Origin of the sequence: Vitiosangium sp. GDMCC 1.1324 (assembly GCF_003044305.1) — a bacterium.
Lineage (GTDB): Bacteria > Myxococcota > Myxococcia > Myxococcales > Myxococcaceae > Archangium.
Genome location: NZ_PZOX01000002.1, coordinates 732,831 through 757,056 on the forward strand (window position 1 = coordinate 732,831; position 24,226 = coordinate 757,056).

Below are 24,226 nucleotides of genomic sequence, written 5' to 3' on the forward strand. Positions count from 1 at the left end.
CTCATTCCCTCCGCGCGTCCAATCGGTTCTCGTCGCTCGACTTCTTTGACACCCGTCGCTCGACGAGACGCGACTTCTTTGACACCGGCACGGTGGTCGCCACGACTTCTTTGACACCTGTCCCGGGCCGGGCGACTTCTTTGACACCGGCACGGGCCACGACTTCTTTGACACCTGTCCCGGGCACGGGCGACTTCTTTGACACCGGCACGGGGCGACTTCTTTGACACCGGCACGGTGACACCGGCACGGTGCGCTCAGCGCAGCAGGACGCGGCTCGTGCCGAGCGCGTCGATCACCGCGATGACGTCATTGGGCGCGCGCTCGAAGAGGCCGGGCGTGTAGTTGCGCGAGGTAGCGGTCCACACGGGGCTCGTACCGGACCAGGTCTCGAAGTTGGTGGTCGTGCTCACGTAGCCGACGTGGCAGTTGCGCTGGTCGACGGGGGCGCTCGAGGAGTCGGGCGCCCCCGCCTTGTCCTCGTCGGTGCAGAACGCGACGCCCACGGGCCCGTTGCCCACGCGGATGGCGAAGGGCACGTAGGCGTTGTAGCGCCGCCCGGAGCCAGGGTCGACCCGCGACGCGTAGACAGTGCGGCGCAGGGATTCGTCCCAGGTCCTGCCTCCGTCCCACGACTGGACGGCGTTGATGACATTGGCGTGGGCGCCGCCGGTGGCGAAGGGCTCGACGCCCTCGACGACGGCCATGAGACGGTCCCCTCCGAGCTGCACGACGGTGGCCATGCCTTCGCGGTTGAGCGCGCCAGCGCGCTTGTCCCAGGAGACGGCCACGACGCCATACGCGTCCCAAGCCCCGGTGGTGCCACGCCGTCCCTGCATGGCGATCCACTGGTGGCCGGGGTAGCCGAGCTGCGCGGCGAGCAGCTCGGAGTCGTAATAGACCTGGAGGTCCCCGTTCGCGCGCTGGAAGAGGAACGGCGCTCCCACGAAGCGGGGGGTCGGCCCGACGACGGTGCTGTCGTAGACCCAGCCGTCGCCATCGTTGTCGCTGCGAGTGACGGTGATGCGCCACTGGCCGCTGGAGAACTCGCGGAAGGCGCAGAAGACGGTGTGAGAGCCCGGGATGGCGAGCATCGTCACGTCGCCGAACTCCACGTTCGGGTTGTTGGCGACCGAGCCGTGGACGTACCAGCTCGCGCCATTGTCGCGGCTCGCCCAGACCGTGATGCCGTGGCCCGTGCTCGCCCCGCCCAGCAAGAGTCCATCGGAGCGGCGAGTAATGGTGCGGATCGGCGCGCCACCGCTGGCCATCAACACCCGCCAGCCCCCGCCGGGCAGCGCCGCTTCATTCCGCGCGAGGGTCTCGGTGCTATCGGGAAGTTCCTCGGGCACGCATGCGGAGAGCGGCACGGAGAGGAGGGCCAGCGCCATCAGGAGCCGGCGATGGAGGCTGGAGGCAGGGCGGCGCGTCAGGGAGGTCGCGGTCATGGCCTCCAGCGTGCCGGGAGAGCCATCCAGGAATCAAGAGATTAAGCAGCAAAACGCGCAAATCACCCAATCACTGACGAACCCGGCCAGGGCGAGCGTCTCCGGCACATCGACCAGGGACGCCGCCCGCGGCCGGGGAGCCGGCTAGAACAGGACGGGAATCCGCTGGAACCCTCTCAGCCCGGAGCCGGTGCCCCACTGCAGTTCCTCGGCGGGAACGGCCAGCCGCAGCTTCGGGAAGCGCTGGAACAGGGACTCGAAGGCGAGCTGCGCCTCGATACGGGCCAGCGGCGCCCCGATGCAGACGTGGATGCCCTTGCCGAAGGCGATGTTCCGGTGGGCATCGGGACGGGTGATGTCGAACGTGTCCGGATGGGAGAAGCGCTCGGGGTCCCGGTTGGCCGAGGCGAGTCCCACCGACACGTTCTCCCCCTTGGGGATGTGCGTTCCGCCCAGTTCGAGTTCCTCCATCACGATGCGGGGCGTGCTGATGTAGTCGACCGGTCCCCAGTAGCGCAGCGTCTCCTCGACCATCCCCTTGGACAGCGCGGTGGGCTCCGCCAGGAAGCGGGCGTGCTGCTCCGGGTGGGTCAGGAGCGCGACGATGCCATTGCCAATCAGGTTGACGGTCGTCACATGCCCGGCGAAGAACAGGATGAACACCATCGACACCATCTCCTGGTGGCTCAGGGTGTCGCCGTCCTCCTGGACGTGGAGCATCTGGCTGATCATGTCCTCGGCCGGCTCACGCCGCTTGCGCTCGAACAGACCGTCCAGGTACTGGGAGAACGCCCGCAGTCCGGCGCGCACCCCCTCCTCCCTCATCGCGTCCTTGCGGTCGGAGCGCAGGAGGGCCTCCGCCCATCCATGGACCTTCTGGCGATCCTCCACCGGGATGCCGAGCATGTCGCTGATGACCGTGACGGGTAGCGGGTACGCGAAGGCCTCGATGAGGTCCATCTGGCGCTCGGGCGCGGACTCACCGTGCTCAACCGCCTTCCGCTCGGCGGCGTCGAGCAACGCATCGACGATGCGCTGGACGCGCGGCTTGAGCACCTCCATGGCGCGAGCGGTGAAGTTGGGCTGGACCAGCTTGCGCAGCCGCGTGTGGTCGGGCGGGTCGAGCATCAGGATACTGTGCGCGATGGGCCGGAACTCCTCGGGCATGGAGGACTCCATCTGCATGCGCTGCTCGGGCGTCATCGCCGAGCGGAAGTCGGACGAGAGGCGCTCGTCGAGAAGCGCGGACACGGCCTCGTCGTACTGGGTCACGAAGAGCCGCTCACGCCCAGGAACCCTGCCGGACTCGCGAGCCCGGGAGCCCACTGGATGAGACCCATCCACGATGCCGCGGCCGAAGGGGCAGCGCACCACGGGCGCCGTGGCCCGCAGGTCCGCATAGGTGGCGTGGGCGGTGGCCAGGAACTCCGGGCTCTCCCTGTCCAGGACCACGGAGTCCACCATCGGGGCTTCCCGGAGGGCCCTCGCGGGGCAGGTTCCGCCCTCGCCCGGCACTGCCATCACTGACTGCTTCTGCGCGTCCGCGGTGTTCGTCGTCATTGCGTCCTCCGTCCTTCGCGTCATTTGCGGCCACTCTTCACGGGCGTCCCCCGCCGCCGATTGGATGTCTTGGGAGCCCGGCCCCCGTTTGCCTTTCGGGAGCTCCGGGCTCGTGGGGAGGCCGGGCGCTGCTCTTCGGAGGCAAGGTCCCACTCCGCCTCGTCCTCCGGACCACTCGCCGGGGCCGTGGGAGTGAGCTTCTCCAGCGCGCCGAGCGAACGCTCCAGGAGGTCCAGCGCGCGGCCCAGCTCCTTCAGCTCCGAGGAGGAGGCACTCGCGAACTGGGCGGCCATCTGCTGGGCCAGCGCCTGCCGGACCTCCTGTCCCACCGCCAATCCGCTCTCCGTCAGCACCATGCGCAGGCGCCGCCGGTCGTCGGGCTCGGTCTCGCGCCGCACATAGCCGCGCCGCTCCAAGCGGTCGAGCAGACCGGTGATGACGGCCGGAGTGACCAGCATCCGCCGCGCCAGTTGCCCGGGCGAGGAGATGCCGTCCCGGATGGAATAGAGCACGGTGAGCTGGCGCAGGCTCAGCTCCCCGCCGAGGTGGTTGGCCTGCACGCTCGCCGCGGCCCACCGGTGGAAGCGGGGAAGCAACCGAAGCGCGCGCAGCGCGTAGTCGATGGTTGGGTCGCTCCTGGTCATCGTTTCCACTCCTGACTCGCGGCCATGCGGGCCGGATTCTTTTCCTTGGTAAACGGTATGCGAAGCAAACAATCATGTAAACCCGCGAGCGTATCCTGCACGCACACACCTCCGGGCCTCTTGGTGCGCACGGAGGCAACAGGAGGCCTGGACGGTTGGATGGACTCCAGCGCGGGTCAGAGGTGGCGGGTTTCCGCGGGAGGCGACTCCCAGTGGTCGTGCCTGCCGTCCTCGTAGCGGACCGGCGCTTGCGCCAATTCCTCGACCGGGGCGTCGTCCAGACACATGACATTAACGGCGTAGAACACCCCTCCGAGCGCGTCCAGGTAGCCTCGCCCGAACGGCTTCACGCCACAGCGGCGGCAGAAGAGGTGGTGGATGGAGTGGCTGCCGAACTGGTAGTCCGACAGAGCGTCCGCTCCGCTCAGCAGCCGGAACTCGCCGGCCTTGACGATGGCCTTCCAGAACCTCGTCTTGGCGCAAATGGAACAGTTGCACCGGCTCGTCCCCTGGGCCAGGTCGAGCTCACATTCGAAGCGGACAGCGCCGCAATGGCAGCTCCCCTGGTAGTTCCTCTTCATCCGGCCCTCATGCCAGAGCGCGCCGCCTCCTTCGCGCGCCGTCTCTCGCCCCTGCTCTCCACCCGACATCCGCCTCATCTACGAAGGCCTTCGTTGACATCTACGAATCCCTTCGTATACTTTCCTCAGTAGGCTGACGGGAGGGAGCGCAATGAGTGAACAGAAGCTGCCGCGTCCAACGGACTCGGAGCTGGGCATCCTGCAGGTGTTGTGGGAGCGAGGCCCGAGCACGGTGCGAGAGGTGCACGAGGCCCTGAACAAGGGCACGGAGGGCACCGGCTACACCACGGTCCTCAAGTTGATGCAGATCATGACGGACAAGGGGCTCGTGCAGCGCGACGAGTCCCAGCGGGCGCACGTGTACACGGCGCGAGCCACGCAGCAGAAGACGCAGCGGCAGCTCGTGACAGACTTGCTGGACCGGGCTTTCGGCGGCTCGCCGACGCAACTCGCGATGCAGGCGCTGTCGACGAAGAGGGCCTCGGCGGAGGAGCTCGCCGAGCTGCGCAAGCTGCTGGACACGCTCGAGGAGGAGGAGACGCCATGAACGGAACCCTGTTGCAGTCCCTGGGCTGGGCGTTGCTGCACCTGCTGTGGCAGGGCGCGCTGGTGGCGGTGGCGCTGGGAGTGGCCCTGCGCGTGCTCGATCGCCGCGCGGCCTCCGTGCGCTACCTGCTGGCCTGTGGCGCACTGGCACTGATGCTCGTGCTGCCCGCGCTCACCGTCTGGCGCACCTATGCCACGCAGCCCGAGCCGCTCCCGCGGTCCCCTGCCCCGGCGCGGACGCACACGCCCGTGGCGATGGCGGCTCCGGTGGCACCGCTCGCACAGTCGGAGGTGCTCTCCCGTGAGACCCCGAATGACTCCGCTTCCACGCCCGTGCTGGAGCAGACGCTGGCCCTGATGGGCGAACACATGCACTGGCTGGTGCTCGCGTGGGGGCTGGGCGTGGCGCTGTCCTCGCTGCGGCTGCTCTCGGGGTGGCTGAAGCTGCGCCGCCTGGTGCGTGAGGCCGAGCCCGCGCCCGCCGAATGGCAGCAGGCGCTGGAGCGGCTGTCCCTGCGCCTGGGCATGACGCGCCCGGTGCGGCTGCTGCGCTCGGCGGCGCTGGACGTGCCGGCGGCGGTGGGCTGGCTGCGGCCGGTGGTGCTGCTGCCCGTGACGGCGCTCACCGGGCTGTCGGCGCGGCAGCTCGAGATGGTGCTGGCGCACGAGCTGGCCCACATCCGCCGCTACGACTTCGCGGTGAACATGGTGCAGACGCTGGTGGAGACGCTCCTCTTCTACCACCCGGCGGTGTGGTGGATGTCGCGCGTCATCCGCGCCGAGCGCGAGCACTGCTGCGACGACATCGCCGTGGGCACGAGCGGCAACGCCGTCTCCTACGCCCGCGCCCTCACCGCGCTCGAGGCCCTGCGCGCGATGCCCCTGGGGAGCACGAGCCCAGCGATGTCCGCGCTCGGTGGCTCGCTCACGGACCGCGTCCGCCGGCTGGTGGGTGCGCCCGCGGCGCGCTGCTCCTCGCGATGGGTGGCGGGTGCCTCGGTCGTCACGCTGATGAGCGGCGTGGCGGTGGCAGCCCCCCTGGCGGCCCTCGTCCTCCCCGAGCGCACCACCGCGACGGCCGAGGTTCCGGCCTCCCCCGCTCCGGTGAGCGCTCCGTCCTCAGCCGGGCTCTCCGTGAGCGTCCCGGGTGCCGCTCCGCAAGTGGCGCAGGCCCTGGCTCCCGTGGCCCGGGATCTGGCCATGACCGTGGCGTCGAGCGTCGTGACCTCGCTGACTTCCGGTGACTCGCTGACGAACCCCCTCCTCGCCCAGGCTCCGGTGCCCGTACCCGTTCCGGTGCCCGTGCCGAAGCTGACGATCGCCAGCAACCCGAACCCGAATCCCAACCCGAACCCGAATCCCGATTCGGACTACGACGAGGACGAGGACACGACCCGCGTGGGTACGAAGCCGCTCTCGGTGGATCAGCTCGTCGCGCTCAAGGTGGCCGGCATCTCGCCCGAGCGCATCAAGGAAGTGGAGTCGCTCGGCTACGAGCCCACGGTGGGCAACCTGGTGCAGTTCGGCCACGCCGGGGTGTCGCCCGAGTTCGTGAAGGAGATGACGGGCGTGCTGGGCCGCAAGCCCACCGCCGAGGAGCTGGTGGAGATGAAGCACCTGGGCGTGACGCCCGAGCGCGTGAAGGCGCTCGCGGCGGCCGGGTACGGCAAGCTCTCCGCGGACGAGCTCACGCAGGCGATGGCGCTCGGCGTGGACGAGCGCTTCATCAACGATCTCCGCTCCGCCGGCTACGACAAGCTGAGCTTCGAAGACCTCGTGGAGCTGCGCGCCCTCGGCGTGAATGGACAGTTCATCCAGGCGATGAAGGCCGCGGGCTACGACAAGCTCTCCGGGGAGGACCTGGGGCAGTTCAAGGCGCTCGGCGTGTCCCCGGAGTACCTGCGCACGCTGCGCGAGTCCGGGCTGGACAAGCTCCCCGCGGAAGAAGTGGTGCAGCTGCGTGCCCTCGGCGTGGACGCGGACTTCATCCGCAAGCTGCGCGACGAGGGGCTCGACAAGCTCTCGGTGGACGAGCTGGTCCGCCTGAAGACCAGCGGCGTGGACGCGGACTTCATCCGCGCGCTGCGCAAGAAGCAGTAACCGGCAGTCCCCTTCCCCTCACCTCCCACGAGCCCACGGCCGCGCTCCCCGCGCGCGCCGCTGGGCCCTCTTTTGCCCGAAACATCCCGAAGTGACTCCGAAGGAATCCGAACCATGAGAACTCCCAGGATGCCGTACCCGCTCTTCGCCGCCGTGCTGCTGTGGACCGTCTCCGCGCTGGCCGCTGCGCCGTACACCGGCACGTGGACTGCCAGGCCGCTCGAGGACGGACTGATGATGAACTTCCAGGTCAAGGAGAACGGCCAGATGGGCCTCACCCTGCCCCGCTCGGCCCTCCAGGGGCTGAACACCGCGGATGGCTCGGACACGAAGTTCCAGCTCGTGCGCGAGGCGGGCACCGTGAGCTTCGAGGGCCGCTTCGCCAACAGTGAGGGCGCGGGCCACTACCAGTTCGAGCCCAACGCCACCTGGCGCCAGGAGATGGCGAAGCTCGGCTACACGGAGGTCACCCTGGAGGAGCAGTTCCATTTCGCCCTCTTCGACATGACCCCGGCGCGGGTGAAGGCGCTGGCGGAGCTCGGCTACACGAAGATTCCGCACGACGAGCTGCTCCAGGTGGCCATCTTCCAGGTGACGCCTGAGCACATCCGTGCCATGAAGGCGGCCGGCTACGACAAGCTCACGCTGGAGGAGCTCATCCAGTCGCGCATCCACAAGGTGACGCCGGAGCACGTCCGCGAGCTCGCCGAGCTGGGCTTGCGCAAGCTGGACTTCGACGACCTGGTGGCCACGCGCATCCACGGTGTCACCGCGCAGTTCATCCGCGAGGCGAAGGGCCTGGGCCTCGGGGAGCTCTCCCTGGAGAACCTGGTGGCCATGCGCATCCACGGCGTCACCCCGGACTTCATCCGCGAGGTCAAGGGCCTGGGTTTCGCCAGGCCCACCCTGGACGAGCTCGTGTCCATGCGCATCCACGGCGTCACCCCTGCGTATGTCCGGGAGATCCGAGAGGCCGGCTATCCGAACGTGACCATCGAGCAACTCGTGCAGATGCGCATTCACGCAATCGACGGGAGCTACGTCCGTTCCCTCTCCAGGAATAAGAACGCGAGCAAGCAGTAGTACAGGGCCAAAGACCACGAGAGGGGGGTCTTTCACATGCTGCGTGAGTGGATTCTGACGGCGGGAGTCGTGTGGGCAGCAACGGCCTCCGCCGCCGTCGAGGGACCTGGCCGCAACCAGTTCCTCCGCGCGGCGCGGGCGAGCGGCCCGGTGGCGGTGGACGGCCGGCTCGACGAGGACGCGTGGGCGAAGGCCCCCGTCTTCGATGGCTTCGTTCAGCGCTTCCCGGAAGCGGGCAAGGACCCCAGCGAGCGCACCGAGCTGCGCGTCCTCTACGATGATCGCAACGTCTACATCGCCGTCACCTGCCACGACTCCCAGCCGGCGCTCATCAACCGCAACCTGGGGCGCCGGGACAGCGACCTGTACTCGGACCGGGTGAAGGTGCTGCTGGACACGACGCACGACCACCGCACGGCGTACGTCTTCACGGTGAACGCGGGTGGAGTGCTGTCGGACGGCCTGTACTACGACGACCGGAACTACACCTCGGACTGGGACGGGGTGTGGGACGCGGCGGTGGACAGCACCCAGGAGGGGTGGGTGGCGGAGTTCGCCATTCCCCTGTCGCTGCTGCGCTTCCCCGAGACGCCGGTGCAGACGTGGGGCTTCTCGGTGCGCCGGGACATCGCCCGCCGCAACGAGGAGCTGGAGACGGTGCTCAACCCGCGCACCAGCAACGCGGTGGTGTCGCGCCTGGGGCACCTGACGGGACTGGAGGAGCTGCGTCCGCAGCGGGCGGTGGAGCTGGTGCCCTACCTGGCGGCGCGCACGGTGGCCCGGCCGCAGTTCTCGGACGAGGCGAGGCCCTGGCCGCGGCTGGTGGACCCGTCGCTGGACCTGGGGTTGGACTTCCGCGCGGCCCTCACCAGCAACCTGGCACTGACGGCCACGCTCAACCCGGACTTCGGCCAGGTGGAGGCGGACCAGCTCATCCTCAACCTGTCCACCTTCGAGGCCTTCTTCCCGGAGAAGCGCACCTTCTTCACGCAGGGCCTGGAGCTCTTCAACCCGGTGGGCGGACAGGGGATGCCGCAGACGCTCTTCTACTCGCGGCGCATCGGACTGGAGACGCCCATCCTCGGGGCGACGAAGCTGACGGGCACGGTGGTCCCGGGCGTGGAGGTGGGCGTGCTGGACGCGGTCGTCACCGGACCGTGGAAGCGGGACGTGGACGAGGAGCGGCCGGACCGGACCGTGGGCATGTACCTGAATCGGCCGCTGCACGTGGGGCCCAACAACGCGCTGCCCACGGACCCGGCGGTGCCCATGAACTACCTGGCGGCGGTGGTGCGCGGGAAGGTGGGCGAGGGCTCGCGCGTGGGCGGCATGGTGACGATGGCCACGCCCCTCGTCAGTGGCTGCACGCGGGAGGACGCGGAGCTCGATGAGGAGCTGCAACCGGCCCCGTGCCTGGCGCGGGGTGGCAATGCCGCGGCGGTGGACTTCGACCTGAAGACGGCGGACGGGGTGTACGGGGTGATGGGGCAGGTGGAGGGCTCACAGACGGTGGGCGGCCTGCCCGAGCGCACCCTGCGGGATGGCACCGTGCTGCGCCAGGGAGACACGGGGTATGGCGGCTACGTGCGCGCGGGGAAGTACGGCGGCGAGGGCTTCCGTTGGGACGTGGGCTATGACTTCACCTCGCCCCGGCTGGACCTGAACCCCAGCGGCTTCCTGCGCACACAGAACGAGCACGCGCCCCGCGTCGGGCTGCGCTACCAGCGCCCCAACGGCATGGGGCCGCTGAAGGCCTACTTCGCCAACCTGTCCGGAGGCACGCGGTGGACGACGGACGGACGGGGCATCAACCGGGGAAGCTGGATCAACTTCAACACGAGCGTGCAGCTGCCGAGCTTCGACGCCATCGGCATGGAGGCGGGCGTGGACTTCGGCGGCTGGGACGTGCGCGCGGTGAAGGGCTCGGGCGTGCCGCTGGAGAACACGAACTCGGCCTTCGTGGACATCTTCGGGGACACCAACCCGAACCGGCCGGTGTCGGCGGGAGGCTACGTCTCGTTGGGGCGCCATACCCAGGCGGCGGGCCCGGTGGACCCGGCATGGGGCTGGACGGTGAACCTGTACGGGACGGCGAGGCCGCACCCGGCGCTGGAGACGCGGCTCGAGCTGCTCCTGGACCGCACCCCCACGGGGCCGCGCTACATCGACGACCTGGGCGACAACCGCTTCCTGCTGAGCCCGCTGCTATCGGACACACTGTCGCTGACGCTGCGGCAACAGTGGGTGGTGACACCGAAGCTGACGCTGCAGGCGTATGCGCAGCTCTTCACGTCGTATGGCGCCTACGGCACGTACTACGAGGGCGTGTCGGACGCGAGGCACACGCCCATCCGCTTCGCCAGCCTGACGCCGGTGGAGCATGAGAACACGGACGACTTCCACGACGTGGCGCTGAACCTGAACGTGGTGCTGCGCTGGGAGTACCGGCTGGGCTCGACGCTGTACGTGGTGTACACGCGCGGGCAGCAGCGCTACCCGGTAGCGGACGGCGTGCGGCCGCCGCACACGCTGATGCCGCAGGGCCTGATGGCGGGCGCGGCCAATGACGCGCTGATGGTGAAGTGGAGCTGGTACTGGGGCGTGTGAGCCCTCGGGAAGGGCACACTCGCCCGCCTGTCCCCTCTCCGACGTCTGGCTTCGTGCACGAATGTTAAATCGGGTTTAACATTCGTGCATGCAGGTGAATCGCCCGGACGCGCCCAGCTGGAGTCGAATCTACGAGGTGGCCGCTGGCCAGGGTGGCTACATCACCACGCAGCAGGCACAGGAGGCCGGCTACTCGCTGCCACTCCTGACCCACCATGTGAAGCAGGGACGACTGCAGCGAGTCCGTCGCGGTGTCTACCGTCTCACCCACTACCCTGCTGGAGAGCACGAGGACCTCATCGTGCTCTGGCTCTGGAGCGAGCAGGCGGGTGTCTTCAGTCACGAGACTGCGCTCTTGCTCCACGATCTCTCGGACGCCCTGCCTGCGGTGTATCACCTCACTCTGCCAGCGGCATGGTCACATCGACGGCTGCGCGTCCCCGAAGGCGTACGGCTGTACTACGCAGACGTCGGCGAAACCGAGCGAACCTGGGTGGGCGGAGTTCCCATTACCTCGCCCCTGCGCACACTCGTGGATTGCATGGCCGCCCATGTGTCTCCCGAGTTCATCCACACGGCTCGCAGGCAGCTCCTCCGGCGGGGTCTCGCCAGTGCAGCGGAGCTGAAGAACATGAAAGGTCATTCCCATTGAGGTGACCTCATGAGTAACCTGCGGGCGTGAGTTCCCATCCATACCGGACCTCCGCGGCCTTCAAACAGGCGCTCGAAGCACGCCTGCGCGCCGCGGCCGCATCCAGCGGAATGCCCATGAATCGGCTCCGCCAGCGACTCATCTTCGACCGCTTTCTCGTACGCGTGTTCGCCATCCTGGGTGAGAACACCCCGCTCAAAGGAGGCATTGCCCTCGAACTGCGCCTCTCTCGAGCACGAACCACCAAGGATGTGGATCTGCGCTGCACCGGGAAGCCGGATGCTTTGTTGGGACAACTCCAAGCCGCGGGGAGAACACCAGCGGAGGAGCCGCTCTTCTTCGAGGTGAGCGCTGGTCCTCAGGGCGACATCATCAACGGCGAAGGAGTGGTCTACGAAGGCCGCCGCTTCCGCGTGCACACCCGGCTGGATGGTCGCCCCTACGGGGAGCCCTTCGGCGTAGATGCCGCGTTTGGAGACGTGCTGGTGGGCACCCCCGAAACCATCGAGGGCAGTGATTTCCTCTCCTTCGCGGGCGTCCCCCGGTCGCGGCTGCGCATCTACCCGCGCGAATCCCACGTCGCCGAAAAGCTGCACGCCTACACGCTCCCGCGAGAACGAGAGAACGAGAGAACTCGAGAGTGAAGGACCTGCCCGACCTCGCACTCCTGGCCCAGACGGGCACCTTCGACAGAAGGCTCCTGCGCTCGGCGCTCGAAGAGACGTTCTCCTTCCGCCGCTCGCATCCTCTGCCGAACGCAGTCCCTCCCCCGCCCTCCTCCTGGAGTCCTATCTACGAGCGCATGGCTCGAAACGATGGACTGCCCTGGACCACACTCGCGGACGTCTACCGCGCCGCGAGCACATTCCTCGACCCCATCCTGGGCAGCGGAGGGGAGACGTGGAAGCCCGACCGTTGGACTTGGGAGTGAGGCCCCCCTCGCTCCTACTCCAGCGAGGGACCGGTGTCCCCGGGCATCAGGGCCTGCCGCGCGAGCGACACGGGCAGTCCGAGCCTCAGGAACCGGTCATGGAAGTCTCGCAGCGAGAACTTCTGTCCTCGTGCCTCCAGGTAGCGCTTGTAGTCCTCGCGCAGCTTGAGGATCTGCATCCGCCCCAGCGCGTAATAGAGATACGTCGGGTTGAACGTGCCGCGCTGTACCTCTCGCAATGCCGGGAAGGGCTCGAAGTACGCAATCTCCGCGTACCGTTTCGCCGCCCCTTCCACCGACTCGCCAAACGCGTGCATCGACAGGCCCGCGTGCCACCGCGCATGCCTCTGCAGCGCCCGCCTCAACTGCCCCAACCTCACCGACGGGTCTCCCCCTCCAAAGCCCTCGTCCACCATCATCTGCTCCACGTAGTGCGCCCAGCCCTCCACCAGTGATGCCGGCGAGAACACCTTGCGCACCTCCGTGGGTATCTGGGCCTCGTACAGCAACTGCACGAAGTGCCCCGGCATCGCCTCGTGCACCGTGACTCCCAGCAGCCCCGCGTGGTTGAAGTACGTCAGGTGCTGCGCCTTCTGCTCCGCCGTCCACCCCGGCTCCACGTTGGTGATGTTGTAGAAGGCCTCCGTCGCCCGCGTCTCAAACGGCCCCGGTGTGTCCATCGATGCGAAGCCCATCCGCGCGTACAGCGGCGTCTCGCGCACCATCGGCAACCGCTCTGATGGCAGCGTCATCAGCCCCTTCTCCAACACGAACCGCTGGCACTCCTCCAATTGCTTGCGCGCCGTCGGAATGAGCTCCTCCGCCGTCGGATGGTCGTGCACCAGCGCGTCCATCACCGCCACCGGAGACTTCGTCGCGTCCACCCGCGCAGCCTCCGCCGCCACCCTCGTCTGATACTCCCGGATGGCCCGCTCGTTGATGTCCCGAAGCTGCCCGGCCGTCAGCTCCACGTGCTCCTCCAGCGCCAGCTTCCGCTCGAAGAGCACCCGCCCCAGCCGGAAGTCTCCGTTCGCCTTCGGCAACAGCTCCTGCTCCTGCCACCGCGCGAAGCCCTCCACCTCGGCCGTGGCCTTCGTCAACGCGGCGGAGAGCTCCTGGCGCAGCGCCGCGTCCACCCGCGACAGCCCCTGTGCCTCCAGCGCCTTCGGCAGGTCCGAGCGCAGGAAGCCCACCGTGCCTCGTGTGTCTCGCAAGGCCTGCTCGGCCCACGGCCTCGGCACGTCGCGCAGGTTGGCCTTCGCCGCCGCCACCACCTCCGCTATCCGCTCCATCCTCGCCATCAGGCTCCGCACCCGCTCCTCCACCGGTGCGAACTCGCGCTGCGACAGCGACGAGAGGCCACTCGCGATGGTGCTGTTGTAGAGCATCGGGTTGCGCTGCCAACCCCGCTCCTCCTCCAACTCCAGCAGCTCCGCGCGGATGGCATTCTCCAGGATGCGCACGTCGAACACCGCGTCCCCGGTGAGCGCCCCCCGGTCCAGCTTCTCCAGCCGCGCGAGCCACCCGTGCAGCTCCCCGGCCCTGCGCTGGAAGGCTCCGGCCGACATGTCCGGCAACCGCGTGTCGTGCTGGTGCAGGCCCAGGTTCGTCGAGCGGACCGGGTGGGCGGCGTAGTACCCGTCGAGGTACTCGCGGGCGAAGCGGGCGTACTCGGCATCTGCGGGAGTGGAGGCCATGGCGGACGCGGAAGCCGCCGCTCCAGCTCCCGAACGCGAAGCGCACGCGGGAGTCAGGAGCAGGGCGGCACAGCAGAGGGTGGTACGAAGAATCACGGCGACTCGCGACGAGGGGTGGAGCCCGCAGTGTCGATCTCCCTCGTGCGGCGGGGAAGCCCCCTGGAGTGAAGCAATGCTTGCGGATGACGTGCCTCCTCCCTCAGCCTCCACCGCCATGCACATTCGCGCGCTGCTCGCGTCCGCCCTCCTCCTGCCCGCCTGCTCGGCGCAGAAGGCCTCGCTCACGCCCACTCCGGAGCCCACGTCCACGTCACCCGCGGCGCCTCCAACCGGCCTCCAGCGCGAGGGAGGCCCTTTCGGCACGCCCCACCCCTTCGTCTTCCAGGCCGCCGCCAGGGATGGGCGCTGGGTCGTCGCCTGCCAGGCCCGCGAGGACACGAATGGCGATGGCAAGCTCGAGGTCCTCTACGGCATGCATGGAGACACCCGGGGTGACGAGCTCGTGCCCTACCTGTTCCTCGAACCCGGCGCGGGCGAGCGCTTCGAGGACTTCCTCACCGCGGACCCGACCGGCCGCTACCTCGTCGTCGTGCGCGATGGCTCGCTCCGGCTATTCGACTCGTACAAGCGCACCGACACCGAGCTGGCCGCGCCAGGCGCCTTCCCCGACAGCAATGCCCCTGGCACGGCCCTGCCCGTGTCCTTCTCACCCGATGGCAAGCGCCTGCTCCAGGTGGTGTTGAACGGGCCGGACAAGAAAGCCTCGGCCGTCCTCATCCACCTGGAGGATGGAAGCAGGCAGGAGATTCCGCACGGTCCCGACGAGCTGGGGCAAGCCGTGCTCCAGCCGGACGGCCGGTGGGTGAAGTTCGGCGTGCTCACACAGGACAGCGATGGCGATGGGAAGCTGGCGTGGCCCCAGATCAACACGTCGCTCTCGCCGCGGCGCTGCCGGGGTCCCATCCTCTCGTATAGCCGGTATGGCATCACCGGGGACAAGCCCACCTTCGTGCTGCGCCGGGTGAACGGAGGTCCGATCGTCCCGGCGGACGACATGCTCGTGCTCGTGGGCAACTTCCTGCTGAAGCGCGGCGCCCAGGGCGAGCTGTCCGCCGAGGATGCCTCGGGCCAGCGCACCGAGTGGGTCCCCGCGAGCTGCGGAGCCCGCATCATCCACGTGGACACCGAGCACGAGCAGCTCCTGGTGGCCTGCACCGCGCAGGGCAACGCGCTCGAGCTGCACGGCGCCCGGGTGCACCAGTCGCTCGGGTTGTCCGTCGAGCCGCCCAGAAGGGAAGACCTCTCCGGCGAGCCCACCCGGCTCTATCCGGTCACTCCCTCTGCTCCGGCTGGAGGCGCGCCGTCCCCGCTGAAGCAGACCCTGGTGGACCTCGAGACACGCACCCTGCACCCGGTCCCCGTACCAGGGGAGGTGCACTACACCGACGGGACTCGCGTCCTGGTGGTGCAGTCCTCCGAGACCAGCCAGGCCAAGACACTGTGGTTCCTGGACACCGCCACCGGAGAGCAGCGCGAGCTCGGTTCGCTCCCGCCGGAGGGCTATGGAATCGAGGCCGCGGGGAACTTCGTCTCCATCCTGGGCGTGCTGGTGGACCTGGGCACCGGACGGATCCTCGGCCCGGTCGATGAATCCCTCGAGATTCTCGACACCCAGGGGCGCACGTTGAGCGCCGGGAACAAGATGGGGCGGCAGGCGCCCCTCGGACCCGTCCAGTGGATACCGGCCGTGAAGCTCGCGCCCGCGCCCGCGAAGTGACGTGGCAACGAGGCCTCGTCGAGCAGAGGACTTCTGACGGCGAAGATGGGCATATCATCGGCTCCTGCGTGAGCCCTGATAGGCTCGCGCCAACATGAGACGGGGAATGGCTCGACCCGCAGGGTGGATATGCCTCCTGGCCCTGATGCTCCAGGCCTGCGCGACTACAGGAACACTGGATGAGCTCGAAGCCGAGGAGGCGCCTCCAGCGGAGGAAGAGAGGAGGGACCTGCCTCCACCGTGGGAAATGCGCACCGCGGAGACGGACGAAGACGCACGCCGGGCCGAGGCCGCGGCGGCCCTGTCGGGCATGAGCGGAGTGGCCAGCCATGTGGAGGCGGCAGGGACCGAGCTGGCCTTCCGCTTCTGGGCACAGAACGGTGTACTGACGCTGCTGTCCTGGAAGCGAGGTGCCGGAGGAGCGGACCTCGCGGGGAAGGTGGACTCGTTCGTCCCGGGCTTCGAGCTCAACCTTCTCACCTACGTGGGGGCTCGCACGGGAGAGGTTGTTCTCACCTTGCGTCAGGAGCGGAGGGGCTGGGGGCTGCGGTCCCTCACCACCATGGAGGGTTCCAGACCCCTGGAGGCCAGGACGTTGCCGGTGCGGCGCACGGGTGTGACGGCGGACACCCTCACCCAGGCGCATGCCGTGGCCGCCCAGCTGACCCGAGGACTGCGGGTCCCTGAAGGAGGCCGTGCCACTGCATCGGCAGATGTCCTGTTGGATGACGACCGGGTTCTCGGGGCAACGCTCGTTCGCTACGAGTCCCAGGGGGGCTCTCCTGCCCGCGAGCCCTCACCGGACCTGGTCGCGCATCTCACCCAGGCGCTCCTGCCCTTCACCCACGGCATCGGGCCGCGCACGGTCCGGCTGACTCTGGAGGCGGAGCATCGCCGGGCCGAGCGCCATGCACGTTGGCGTGTGATGGAGGCCGGGACGCTACGCCCGGACTTGCCGGCCCCACCCGACCTCGTCGCCGAGCACTACGCGCTCTACGAGCGCATCCTTCGCGAGTGGAGGGAGGAGACGAAGGACTCCTTCATCCAGGCGGGGGTCACCAGCACGGAGTTCCTCGCCACCTGGTTCATCAGTGGCCTCGCGCTGCGGGGTGGCCACGTGCTCTTCGAGGCGGTAGCCCCCAGGCTGGCGCCCATCCTGGCGCGAGGAGGCGCGGAGACGGTGGCCTGGTTCCGCTCCTTCCTCGCCCGGATACGCCCGGCGGAGCGGGAGCAGTTCCATCGCTTGTGGACCAAGGCCCAGACGCAGGGACTCTCGACCGCGGAGAAGGAGCAACTCCGCAAGCTCTTGGCCCGCTTCGAGAAGCTCCTCGAAACCAAACTGGACGACTATGCAAGTGGGGAACTCAGGCAGATAGCTCACAATGATTTCTACAGGAAGTTCCATACCGACCTTGCGAAAATCCTGATGGATGAGCGGGGATGGCTTTATCCCGTGCATCATCGCATTCCCCTCGAGCACGCCCATCTCTTCGAGCGGTTGAACATCAACGCGCGGGAGAACCTGTGTGGGGTGCACAAGTTCGTGCACGGGAAAATCAACAACATCTGGACGTCTTTCCGGCGGGCCAAGGGCAAGGCCACCGCGGAAGACGTGCGAAAAGTGGCAGCCATCATCGACCGGCACTTTGGCCGCTGGTTCAACCAACGATATGAGGCGGGTAGCTCCGCATCCGCACTTGCCAGAGCCGAGGCGGATGCACTCGAAGAAGTGAAGATTCTCGTAGACCTCATCCTGAGATGAGCATGGCCATGAATGCAGATATTCCACTACCTGGTCTCGACCGGCTGATGGAGGTGTACCGGAAGCACGGGCTGCCCATGAAAGTCCTGCCACCAGGGCACTCTCCCCCCTCGGCTGGAGAACTCGTGGCGGGCCATCCCTTCGATCCCGTGCTCGCGGCCGTCTACAGGCGCCTTGGCGGTGCTGATTTCGGATTCCTGGATGAATTCAACGGAGAGTTCTCCCTCAACCCGGTCAATGATCAACTCAACGGAATCGTCCTGGACACCGAGGGATTTGGACGCCCGGAGGAGCCCTGGCACTCCTCTGTCTTCTTCGGGGGCCCCCCCGGGTTCGCCTACTACTACGCCGTGGTGCCGAGGCTGGCCGACGAGCGGGGCCGCCAGCCCGTCATCTACATCGATGGCTACATGAACTATGTCCTGCCCATCGCATCCAGCGTCGATCGCTTCTTCGACGCTCTCTCCCACTACATCGACATGCTCGTGGTGGACCAGGGCATCCTGTTCGATGGCATGCGAGGCATCCAGTTTCCGGGGAGCGTGCCCGAGCTCATCGCCCGTGACCGCCGGCTGGTCGAGATGATCGTCACCGGGCGCTTCGACTTCATCATGAACCTGGGCGACGAGGGCCAGTACCAGGACTGGCTCGCCCAGGTGAAGTCGGCCTGAGGGAGAAGCTCCCACCCCAAGGAAGGGCCAGCGGAGCGGGATCCCCATGGCACACGGAGCCCGCCGCCCGGGGGGCGGCCGGACGGGCATGGTCCGTGGGGCCGGAGTGCATATCCGCAAGCCACTGCCCGTCCAAGCCCGTGAATGCCATCTTGAACATCCAGTGCCGAGCCCCCGTGCACGAGGAACGTGCGGGAGGAGTCCTCCTGGGCTAAGGGTTCCCCTGCCTGCCAGCCCGGGCACCGCGCAACCCCCCGAGGCCCGCTCCCTGGAGGAGGTACCAAGAGATGTCCGAACAGCAGCCCAAGAAGAAGCGCTGGCCCTACGTCGTGGGCGGCATCGTCCTGTTCCTGGTGATTGTCGTGGCCGTCGCCCTGTGGCGGCTCGATGCCTTCCTGCTCCAGCGCGCCCGCACCGAGGCCGCGCAGCTCTCACAGACGCTCGGCCGGCCCGTGGAGATTGGTGGCGTCAGCACGCAGCTCATTCCCCATGTGGGCGCCGAGGTGGAGAACGTAGTGGTGGGCGCCGCCGAGGGTGAGCAGGTGCCCCTCGCCGAGCTGAAGAGGGTCGACGTGGCCGTGGCGCTCTGGCCCGCGCTGACCTCGCGCGGCAAGGACATCCAGGTGCAGAACGTCGAGGTCTCCGGGCTCACCGTCAACGTCGTCCGGCTGCCGGATGGCACCACCAATGTCACCCGGCTGCAGGAGAAGCTCGCCCAGCAACAGCCGAAGGAGGAGGAGCCCCCCGCCGAGCAGAAACCTCCTACGGACCTGTCGGCGGTGCGCGTGGACCGGGCGGCGCTCACCGACGCCACCATCCGCTTCATCGACCGCAGCCAGGCGCAGGCGCGCGAGCTGGCCATCTCCGACCTCGACGTGGAGGTGAAGGACCTGCGCGCGGGCAAGCCGCTGGAGGTGGTGCTCCACGCCGCGGTGCTTGCGCAGCAGCAGAACTTCCACCTCACCGTGCAGACGGCGCCCCTGCCGGCCTCGCTCACCCCGGTGCCCGAGCGCGTGGTGCTCAAGTCCGAGCCCATCGACCTCACGCCGCTGGGGCCCTTCCTCGGCCCGGAGGTGGGACTGCAGGCGGGCACGCTGCGCGCGGACTGGACAATGGACCTGGGCGCGGCGGTGCCCGGCGGCGTCGGCCCCACGAAGCTCCAGGGCGGCCTGCGCGCACAGGGCCTGCGCTTCACCGGAGCCGAGGGCGGCAAGGCGCTCGACGTGGTGCTGGACACCGACGTGACGGGCGACATGAAGACGGGAGACCTGTCGCTGCAGAAGCTGCTGCTGGAGCTCGGCCCGGCCCGGCTCACCGGCAAGGGCCAGGTGAAGGGGCTGCTCACCGAGACGCCCTCGGTGCAGGACTTCGAGCTGGTGGGCCAGAACCTGGACCCGGCCGCGCTGGCCGCGTACTACCCGCCGCTGCGCAAGTCGCTGGCCCAGCAGGTGTCGGGCCCTATCGGACTGGTGGTGCGGGGCGGCGGCACGCAACAGGCGCAGGCGCTGACGGCGGACGTGGACCTGACGCCCGTGCGGCTGCGCATCCCCGAGCAGCTCGCCAAGGAGGCGGGCACGCCCATGCGGCTGACGGCCCGGCTCACCGGCGCGGCGGCCAGCGGAGGCCCGCTGCGCTTCGACGCGAAGGCGGACCTGGCGGGCGTGGACATGCGGCCGGGGCTGCTGCTGGACAAGCGACCGGGACAGACCTTCACGGTGGACACAGCGGGCACGTACCAGCCCGCGAGCGCCAAGGCGCCCCTGAAGGTGGACCTGAGCCGGCTGAACGTGGCGCTGCTCGACTCCACGATGTCCGGCACGGCGTCGGTGGCGCTGGCGGGCCAGGGCGCGAAGAAGACGACGGCGTTCTCCCTGGCGCTCAAGAGCCCTCGGCTCAACGTGGACGAGCTGTTGATGACGGATGAGGAAATCGCGGCCGTGACCGGGAGTCCGCCCCAGAAGGAAAAGCCCCAGAAGGAGGAGCCCAACAACCCCAATCGCTTCAACGGCATGCGCGGGGACATGCTCTTCGAGATCGGCGCGCTGCGGATGAACGAGATGGACCTGTCCAACATGGTGGCCGAGCTGAAGATGGTGGACGACCTCGTCACGGTGGAGCGCTTCACCACGGGCGTGTACGGCGGCACGGTGTCGGCGGGAGGGAGCTCGGTGCGGCTGGGGCCCGAGTCATCGCAGCGGCCCTTCGAGCTGAAGGCGGAGGTGCGCGGCATGGACGTGGCGCAGGCGCTGTCCAAGCGGGTGCCGCGCAAGGTGCTGGAGGGGAAGTTCGACGGCCAGATGAACCTGTCGGGCGTGGGCTACGAGACGAAGAGCCTGCAGGAGCGGCTCGCCGGAGCCATCCAGGGCAACCTGCTGGGCGGCGTGTTCTCCGGCATGGACATCCCGGCGGCGGTGTCCGGGCCGCTGGTGAAGGCGCTGCCGTTCACGGGCAAGGCGCTGGACAGTGAGGGCATGACGCGGCTGGCGGATCAGCTGCCGTTCGGACTGACCATCAAGAATGGCGTGGCACAGCTCTCCAAGCCGATCACCTGGACGCGGCCGGAGGCGGCGATGAGCTTCGATGGTGGCATCCGGCTGGACGGGACGCTGGACCTGGCGGGGACGGTGAACCTCGGGCCGCCGCTCATCCAGAAGATCACCCTGGGCCGGGTGAAGCCGACCGAGCCCCTCCCGCTGGCGCTGAAGCTGACGGGCAAGGCGTGGAGCCCGGAAGTGACGGGGCTGGATGTGAAGCCGGCGGCGCTGGCGCTCGCGAAGATGGCGGCGTCGAGCGCGGCGACGGAGCTGCTGGGCGAGAAGGGCAAGGAGGTGGGGAAGATCATCAACGGCGGCACGGACGCGGCGAAGCAGGCCGCGCAGGCCGAGGCGGACAAGCGCCGGAAGGAAGCCGAGGAGCGGGCGAAGCAGGAAGCAGAGGCCGCGCGCAAGAAGGCCGAAGAGGAGGCGAAGAAGCGCCTCAAGGGTCTCTTCGGCCGCTGACCGGTGAGGGAGCCCGCCTCCGCGTCTCCCCCTGGGCTTGGATCACGAAGCCGCGGGGGAGAGGCGCGTGGTGTGCACTCCCGGAGCCACGGGCCCGCGTTGCCGCAGCAGGAACTGCCGGATGGCCTCGGTCTTCGGCGAGCCCTGGAGGAACACGTCCAGCGGCTCGTCGCACAGCAGGCCCACGTTGAGCACGTGCTTGCAGTAGCCCCAGTGCCCCGTGTCCCAGTACGAGATGCGCTCGTTGTACACGCAGCGCCCCCACTCGCCCGGGGCCAGGCGGAACAGCTCCTCGTGCTTCTCGCCCCGCGACAGACCGCTCCACTCGAGCCGCCCCGGCATCCCCATCTGGCCGTAGTCCAACAGCACCCGGACTCCCTCGTCCGAACGCTCGACACGGAAGGCCTCCAGCTCGGCGTGCGTCCTGCCCTTGCGCACCTCCGTCCATTCCCGGGGCAGGAACCGCCGCTGCTCGGAGAAGTACACGTGGTGCAGCAGGAAGGCCGCGTCCCCCGCGTTGCTCCACGCGTCCGGGAGCACCAGGGCCATGGGCGTGGCATTGCGCTGCTGCGCCCCCGGGCCTCCCCGTGACTCCTTCGTCCACTCGGTCGTGAGCAATTGGAGGAACAGTCCGGAGACTCGCGTGTCCGGTCGGGGAGTGCGTCTGCTTCGATGCCGGGCCATGATGTTGCTCCCAGACGGGGCGCGTACTCGGAAACCAACGAGAGGCCCCCAGCCCTCGTGCTTCCCCGGGGACCTACCCACCCGGCCCTCCCATGTAGGACGCAGGTATATCCGTAACACTTGTATTCCCGGCAATCCCTCCCGTTCACTCCCGGACACAGGGGGTACTCAGTGTCGGGGAACCAACACTGTGCACGCCCGGTTCAGGACATCGCGGGCTACCGACGGGCCTCCACCGTCCCTTCAGGCCAGGGAGGACTGCCGTGGCTCCGCCTTCCCGAGGAGGCCCTGGATGTGCTCGCAGAGCTTCGCGGTGCCGCGCACGGCCTCGGGGAAGCCCTCGCCGAAGGTCTGGAAGTTGTGGACCATCTCCGGCCACACCTCCAGGTGCACCTCCACCCCGGCGGCACGTGCCTTCTCGGTGATGCGGACTCCGTCGTCGTGCTGCAGCTCCGCGCTGCCCACGTGGACGAACAGCGGAGGCAGCCCACTCAGGTCCGCGTGGAGCGGCGAGGCGAGCGGCGCCCTCGCGTCGGCGGTGCCAAGGTACCACTTCGCCCAATGCAGCAGCATGGCTCTGTCGCCCCAGTCGTAGCGGGCGTTGCGCTCGACGCTCTCACCGCGGCATTCGAGGTCCACCCAGGGCGCGATGACCACGGCCCCCGCCGGTAGCGGCGTGCCCTCGTCACGCAGGGCCACCAGCGCCGCGATGGCCAGTCCTCCACCCGCCGAGTCCCCCGAGAACACCACCTGCTCCGGCCGGACCCCGGTGGACAGCAGCCAGCGGTATGCGGCCAGCGTGTCCTCCACCGGCGCGGGGAAGGGGTGCTCGGGTGCCAGCCGGTAGTTGAGGCCCAACACCTTCGCCCCCGTGCCGAGCGCGATGCGCGCGATGAGATCCCCATGCGTGCGCGTGGAGCCGAAGACGTAGGAGCCACCGTGCAGGTACAGCACCACGCCGCCGCTGGCGCCCTCGCGGGGGATGAACCATTCGGCGGGGACTCCACCCGCGGACACCTGCTCGCGGCGCACGCGCTCGAGCGCTCGCGAGGGCAGAGTCATCGCCTCCATCTCCGCGCGCTGTGTAACCGCGTCGAGATGGATGATGCGCTCGTTGGTGGCCTTCATGAAGGCCACGGTGGCCTCGAACTTGAAGCTCCACCCGGGCCGCAGTGGCCCCCGCTTCGCGCGCCGGATGCCCGTGGTGATGCCCGTGCCGATCAACGCCGGCAGGAGGGTGAAGAGTCCCATGTGCGTTCCCCCTGGTGCTCGCACTGTGCACCAGGAGGAGGAGCGGGAGGAAGGAGGCGGGACTCAGTGCCGCGTGATGCCCGGAGCGGGGGCCAGCATGCGAGGGCCCAGCCGGTCACGGTCGTGCGGTGCGAGCAGGTCCATCTGCGGCCCCATCGGCACGATGCGCGAGGGATTCACCGAGTCCTGGCTCCAGTAGTAGTGCACCTTGATGTGGTCGACGTTGGTCGTCTCCGCGAAGCCCGGCGTCTGGTACAGGTCCAGCAGGTAGTTCCACAGGTTGGGGTAGTCCTGCAGCCGCGACAGGTTGCACTTGAAATGCGCGTAGTAGACGAGGTCGAAGCGCACCAGCGTCGTGTAGAAGCAGAGGTCCGCCTCGGTGAGCACGTCTCCGCACAGATAGCGCCGCCGGTCGAGCACCTGCTCCCAATACTCCAGCGCGGTGAACAGCTCGCGGCACGCCAGCTCGTAGGCACCCTGGCTCGTCGCGAAGCCCGCCTTGTACACGCCATTGTTCACCGGCTCGTAGAGCGCGTCGATCGTCTCGTCCACCTCTGCGTGCAGTTCCTCGGGCCAGAGCGTCACCGGGTGCTCGGCGAACGCGTCGAACTCGGTGTCCAGCATCCGCAGGAGCTCGCGCGACTCGTTGTTGACGATGGTCCGCTCCTTCGCGTCCCACAGGATGGGCACCGTCACCCGCCCCGAGTAGTGCGGATCCGCCCGCAGGTAGACATCCCGCAGGTAGCGCGCCCCGTTGAGCTTGTCCTCGTCCGAGCGCGGATAGCCTCCGAAGCCCCACCCGTTGCGCCCCATGCGCGGGTCCACCACCGTGAGGCCCACCGCCTTCTCCAGTCCCTTCAGCTTGCGAATGAGCAGCGTGCGCGACGCCCACGGACAGGCATAGGACACATAGAGATGGTAGCGGCCCGCTTCCGCCGGGAAGAGCCCTTCACCGCTCGCGGAGACCCTGTCATGGAAGCGCGTTCGCGGACGCACGAAGCGTCCGGCCTCGTCCGGGGCGTACCAGTCCGTACGCCACTCTCCGTCCACCAGCATTCCCAAGAGAGCTCACCTCCAATGGGTGAACACTCCGCATGCCGCGCTCGGAGGACAACCACCTGGGCTTGCGGATGGACTGGTGCGAACCCGCCCGGTTGGCCCCCCTCGCGCCGAGCGCACCGGGTAATCACGGGCTCGGCTGACAGGCTGCCTGGTAGAACGCCCTGATGCGCT

General features: G+C 68.5%; 17 protein-coding genes and 1 pseudogene. 10 read left to right on the forward strand and 8 right to left on the reverse strand.

Translation table 11 applies throughout. The features are described from left to right. Positions 1 to 257: 257 nt before the first annotated feature. The 4 genes from DAT35_RS07450 to DAT35_RS07465 all read right to left on the reverse strand — a co-directional run bounded on the left by DAT35_RS07450 (position 258) and on the right by DAT35_RS07465 (position 4,233). Complete coding sequence (locus tag DAT35_RS07450; protein WP_108066185.1) at positions 258 to 1,448, reverse strand: phage capsid protein; 1,191 nt, start codon at positions 1,446 to 1,448, stop codon at positions 258 to 260. A 144-nt stretch (positions 1,449 to 1,592) separates the two neighbouring features. Beyond that, positions 1,593 to 3,008, reverse strand: coding sequence for a cytochrome P450 (locus tag DAT35_RS07455; RefSeq protein WP_108066186.1), 1,416 nt, complete (start codon positions 3,006 to 3,008; stop codon positions 1,593 to 1,595). Between the two features lie 20 nt (positions 3,009 to 3,028). Beyond that, positions 3,029 to 3,652 carry a MarR family winged helix-turn-helix transcriptional regulator gene (locus DAT35_RS07460; RefSeq protein ID WP_108066187.1) on the reverse strand — a complete coding sequence of 208 codons (624 nt, stop codon included), beginning with the start codon at positions 3,650 to 3,652 and terminating at the stop codon, positions 3,029 to 3,031. 176 nt (positions 3,653 to 3,828) lie between these two features. After that, positions 3,829 to 4,233 carry a GFA family protein gene (locus DAT35_RS07465; RefSeq protein WP_108066446.1) on the reverse strand — a complete coding sequence of 135 codons (405 nt, stop codon included), beginning with the start codon at positions 4,231 to 4,233 and terminating at the stop codon, positions 3,829 to 3,831. 151 nt (positions 4,234 to 4,384) lie between these two features. Between DAT35_RS07465 and DAT35_RS07470 the strand changes: the two genes are divergently transcribed. The 6 genes and pseudogenes from DAT35_RS07470 (at position 4,385) to DAT35_RS62305 (ending at position 12,152) form a co-directional block, all read left to right on the forward strand. After that, positions 4,385 to 4,780, forward strand: a complete 396-nt coding sequence (locus DAT35_RS07470) for a BlaI/MecI/CopY family transcriptional regulator (protein ID WP_108066188.1) — start codon at positions 4,385 to 4,387, stop codon at positions 4,778 to 4,780. Next, entirely contained in the window at positions 4,777 to 6,879 is a 2,103-nt protein-coding gene (locus DAT35_RS07475) for a M56 family metallopeptidase (protein WP_108066189.1), read from the forward strand. Before DAT35_RS07470 ends, DAT35_RS07475 begins: the two co-directional genes overlap by 4 nt. Before the next feature lie 114 nt (positions 6,880 to 6,993). Beyond that, entirely contained in the window at positions 6,994 to 7,962 is a 969-nt protein-coding gene (locus DAT35_RS07480) for a 4-hydroxy-3-methylbut-2-enyl diphosphate reductase (protein ID WP_146209606.1), read from the forward strand. A 36-nt stretch (positions 7,963 to 7,998) separates the two neighbouring features. Then, on the forward strand, positions 7,999 to 10,569 hold the full coding sequence (locus tag DAT35_RS07485; RefSeq protein ID WP_108066191.1) for a DUF5916 domain-containing protein: 2,571 nt from the start codon (positions 7,999 to 8,001) through the stop codon (positions 10,567 to 10,569). 88 nt (positions 10,570 to 10,657) lie between these two features. Next, positions 10,658 to 11,221 carry a type IV toxin-antitoxin system AbiEi family antitoxin domain-containing protein gene (locus tag DAT35_RS07490; protein WP_108066192.1) on the forward strand — a complete coding sequence of 188 codons (564 nt, stop codon included), beginning with the start codon at positions 10,658 to 10,660 and terminating at the stop codon, positions 11,219 to 11,221. A gap of 116 nt (positions 11,222 to 11,337) precedes the next feature. Next, positions 11,338 to 12,152, forward strand: a pseudogene (locus DAT35_RS62305) (nucleotidyl transferase AbiEii/AbiGii toxin family protein). 14 nt (positions 12,153 to 12,166) lie between these two features. Here DAT35_RS62305 and DAT35_RS07500 read toward each other — a convergent pair. Beyond that, positions 12,167 to 13,849, reverse strand: coding sequence for a DUF885 domain-containing protein (locus tag DAT35_RS07500; protein WP_233261344.1), 1,683 nt, complete (start codon positions 13,847 to 13,849; stop codon positions 12,167 to 12,169). A gap of 172 nt (positions 13,850 to 14,021) precedes the next feature. On the opposite strand from DAT35_RS07500, the gene DAT35_RS07505 reads away from it, so the two are divergent. The 4 genes from DAT35_RS07505 to DAT35_RS07520 all read left to right on the forward strand — a co-directional run bounded on the left by DAT35_RS07505 (position 14,022) and on the right by DAT35_RS07520 (position 21,058). Then, positions 14,022 to 15,626: a hypothetical protein gene (locus DAT35_RS07505; RefSeq protein WP_108066194.1), complete on the forward strand. Its 1,605-nt coding sequence runs from the start codon at positions 14,022 to 14,024 to the stop codon at positions 15,624 to 15,626. Positions 15,627 to 15,732: 106 nt separating this feature from the next. Then, the gene (locus tag DAT35_RS07510; protein WP_146209608.1) at positions 15,733 to 17,388 is read left to right on the forward strand and encodes a hypothetical protein; all 1,656 of its coding nucleotides are present in this window, start codon (positions 15,733 to 15,735) and stop codon (positions 17,386 to 17,388) included. Between the two features lie 125 nt (positions 17,389 to 17,513). After that, the gene (locus DAT35_RS07515; RefSeq protein WP_146209609.1) at positions 17,514 to 18,059 is read left to right on the forward strand and encodes a hypothetical protein; all 546 of its coding nucleotides are present in this window, start codon (positions 17,514 to 17,516) and stop codon (positions 18,057 to 18,059) included. A gap of 287 nt (positions 18,060 to 18,346) precedes the next feature. Next, the gene (locus DAT35_RS07520) at positions 18,347 to 21,058 is read left to right on the forward strand and encodes an AsmA family protein (RefSeq protein ID WP_108066197.1); all 2,712 of its coding nucleotides are present in this window, start codon (positions 18,347 to 18,349) and stop codon (positions 21,056 to 21,058) included. A gap of 42 nt (positions 21,059 to 21,100) precedes the next feature. Here DAT35_RS07520 and DAT35_RS07525 read toward each other — a convergent pair whose 3' ends face one another. From DAT35_RS07525 to DAT35_RS07535, 3 genes are all read right to left on the reverse strand, one after another. After that, complete coding sequence (locus DAT35_RS07525; RefSeq protein WP_146209610.1) at positions 21,101 to 21,742, reverse strand: hypothetical protein; 642 nt, start codon at positions 21,740 to 21,742, stop codon at positions 21,101 to 21,103. Between the two features lie 243 nt (positions 21,743 to 21,985). Beyond that, entirely contained in the window at positions 21,986 to 22,993 is a 1,008-nt protein-coding gene (locus DAT35_RS07530; protein ID WP_108066199.1) for an alpha/beta hydrolase, read from the reverse strand. A 63-nt stretch (positions 22,994 to 23,056) separates the two neighbouring features. Beyond that, positions 23,057 to 24,049: a glutathione S-transferase family protein gene (locus DAT35_RS07535; RefSeq protein ID WP_108066200.1), complete on the reverse strand. Its 993-nt coding sequence runs from the start codon at positions 24,047 to 24,049 to the stop codon at positions 23,057 to 23,059. Positions 24,050 to 24,226 lie beyond the last annotated feature (177 nt).

What these genes read in the sequence shown, in the direction of transcription:
- DAT35_RS07465 (WP_108066446.1), bottom strand. Translation starts at nt 4,233, where the DNA reads ATGAAGAGGAACTACCAGGGGAGCTGCCATTGCGGCGCTGTCCGCTTC.
- DAT35_RS07470 (WP_108066188.1), top strand. Translation starts at nt 4,385, where the DNA reads ATGAGTGAACAGAAGCTGCCGCGTCCAACGGACTCGGAGCTGGGCATC.
- DAT35_RS07485 (WP_108066191.1), top strand. Translation starts at nt 7,999, where the DNA reads ATGCTGCGTGAGTGGATTCTGACGGCGGGAGTCGTGTGGGCAGCAACG.
- DAT35_RS07455 (WP_108066186.1), bottom strand. Translation starts at nt 3,008, where the DNA reads ATGACGACGAACACCGCGGACGCGCAGAAGCAGTCAGTGATGGCAGTG.
- DAT35_RS07510 (WP_146209608.1), top strand. Translation starts at nt 15,733, where the DNA reads ATGGCTCGACCCGCAGGGTGGATATGCCTCCTGGCCCTGATGCTCCAG.
- DAT35_RS07475 (WP_108066189.1), top strand. Translation starts at nt 4,777, where the DNA reads ATGAACGGAACCCTGTTGCAGTCCCTGGGCTGGGCGTTGCTGCACCTG.
- DAT35_RS07525 (WP_146209610.1), bottom strand. Translation starts at nt 21,742, where the DNA reads ATGGCCCGGCATCGAAGCAGACGCACTCCCCGACCGGACACGCGAGTC.
- DAT35_RS07535 (WP_108066200.1), bottom strand. Translation starts at nt 24,049, where the DNA reads ATGCTGGTGGACGGAGAGTGGCGTACGGACTGGTACGCCCCGGACGAG.
- DAT35_RS07490 (WP_108066192.1), top strand. Translation starts at nt 10,658, where the DNA reads ATGCAGGTGAATCGCCCGGACGCGCCCAGCTGGAGTCGAATCTACGAG.
- DAT35_RS07460 (WP_108066187.1), bottom strand. Translation starts at nt 3,652, where the DNA reads ATGACCAGGAGCGACCCAACCATCGACTACGCGCTGCGCGCGCTTCGG.
- DAT35_RS07480 (WP_146209606.1), top strand. Translation starts at nt 6,994, where the DNA reads ATGAGAACTCCCAGGATGCCGTACCCGCTCTTCGCCGCCGTGCTGCTG.
- DAT35_RS07530 (WP_108066199.1), bottom strand. Translation starts at nt 22,993, where the DNA reads ATGGGACTCTTCACCCTCCTGCCGGCGTTGATCGGCACGGGCATCACC.
- DAT35_RS07520 (WP_108066197.1), top strand. Translation starts at nt 18,347, where the DNA reads ATGTCCGAACAGCAGCCCAAGAAGAAGCGCTGGCCCTACGTCGTGGGC.
- DAT35_RS07500 (WP_233261344.1), bottom strand. Translation starts at nt 13,849, where the DNA reads ATGGCCTCCACTCCCGCAGATGCCGAGTACGCCCGCTTCGCCCGCGAG.
- DAT35_RS07505 (WP_108066194.1), top strand. Translation starts at nt 14,022, where the DNA reads ATGCTTGCGGATGACGTGCCTCCTCCCTCAGCCTCCACCGCCATGCAC.
- DAT35_RS07450 (WP_108066185.1), bottom strand. Translation starts at nt 1,448, where the DNA reads ATGACCGCGACCTCCCTGACGCGCCGCCCTGCCTCCAGCCTCCATCGC.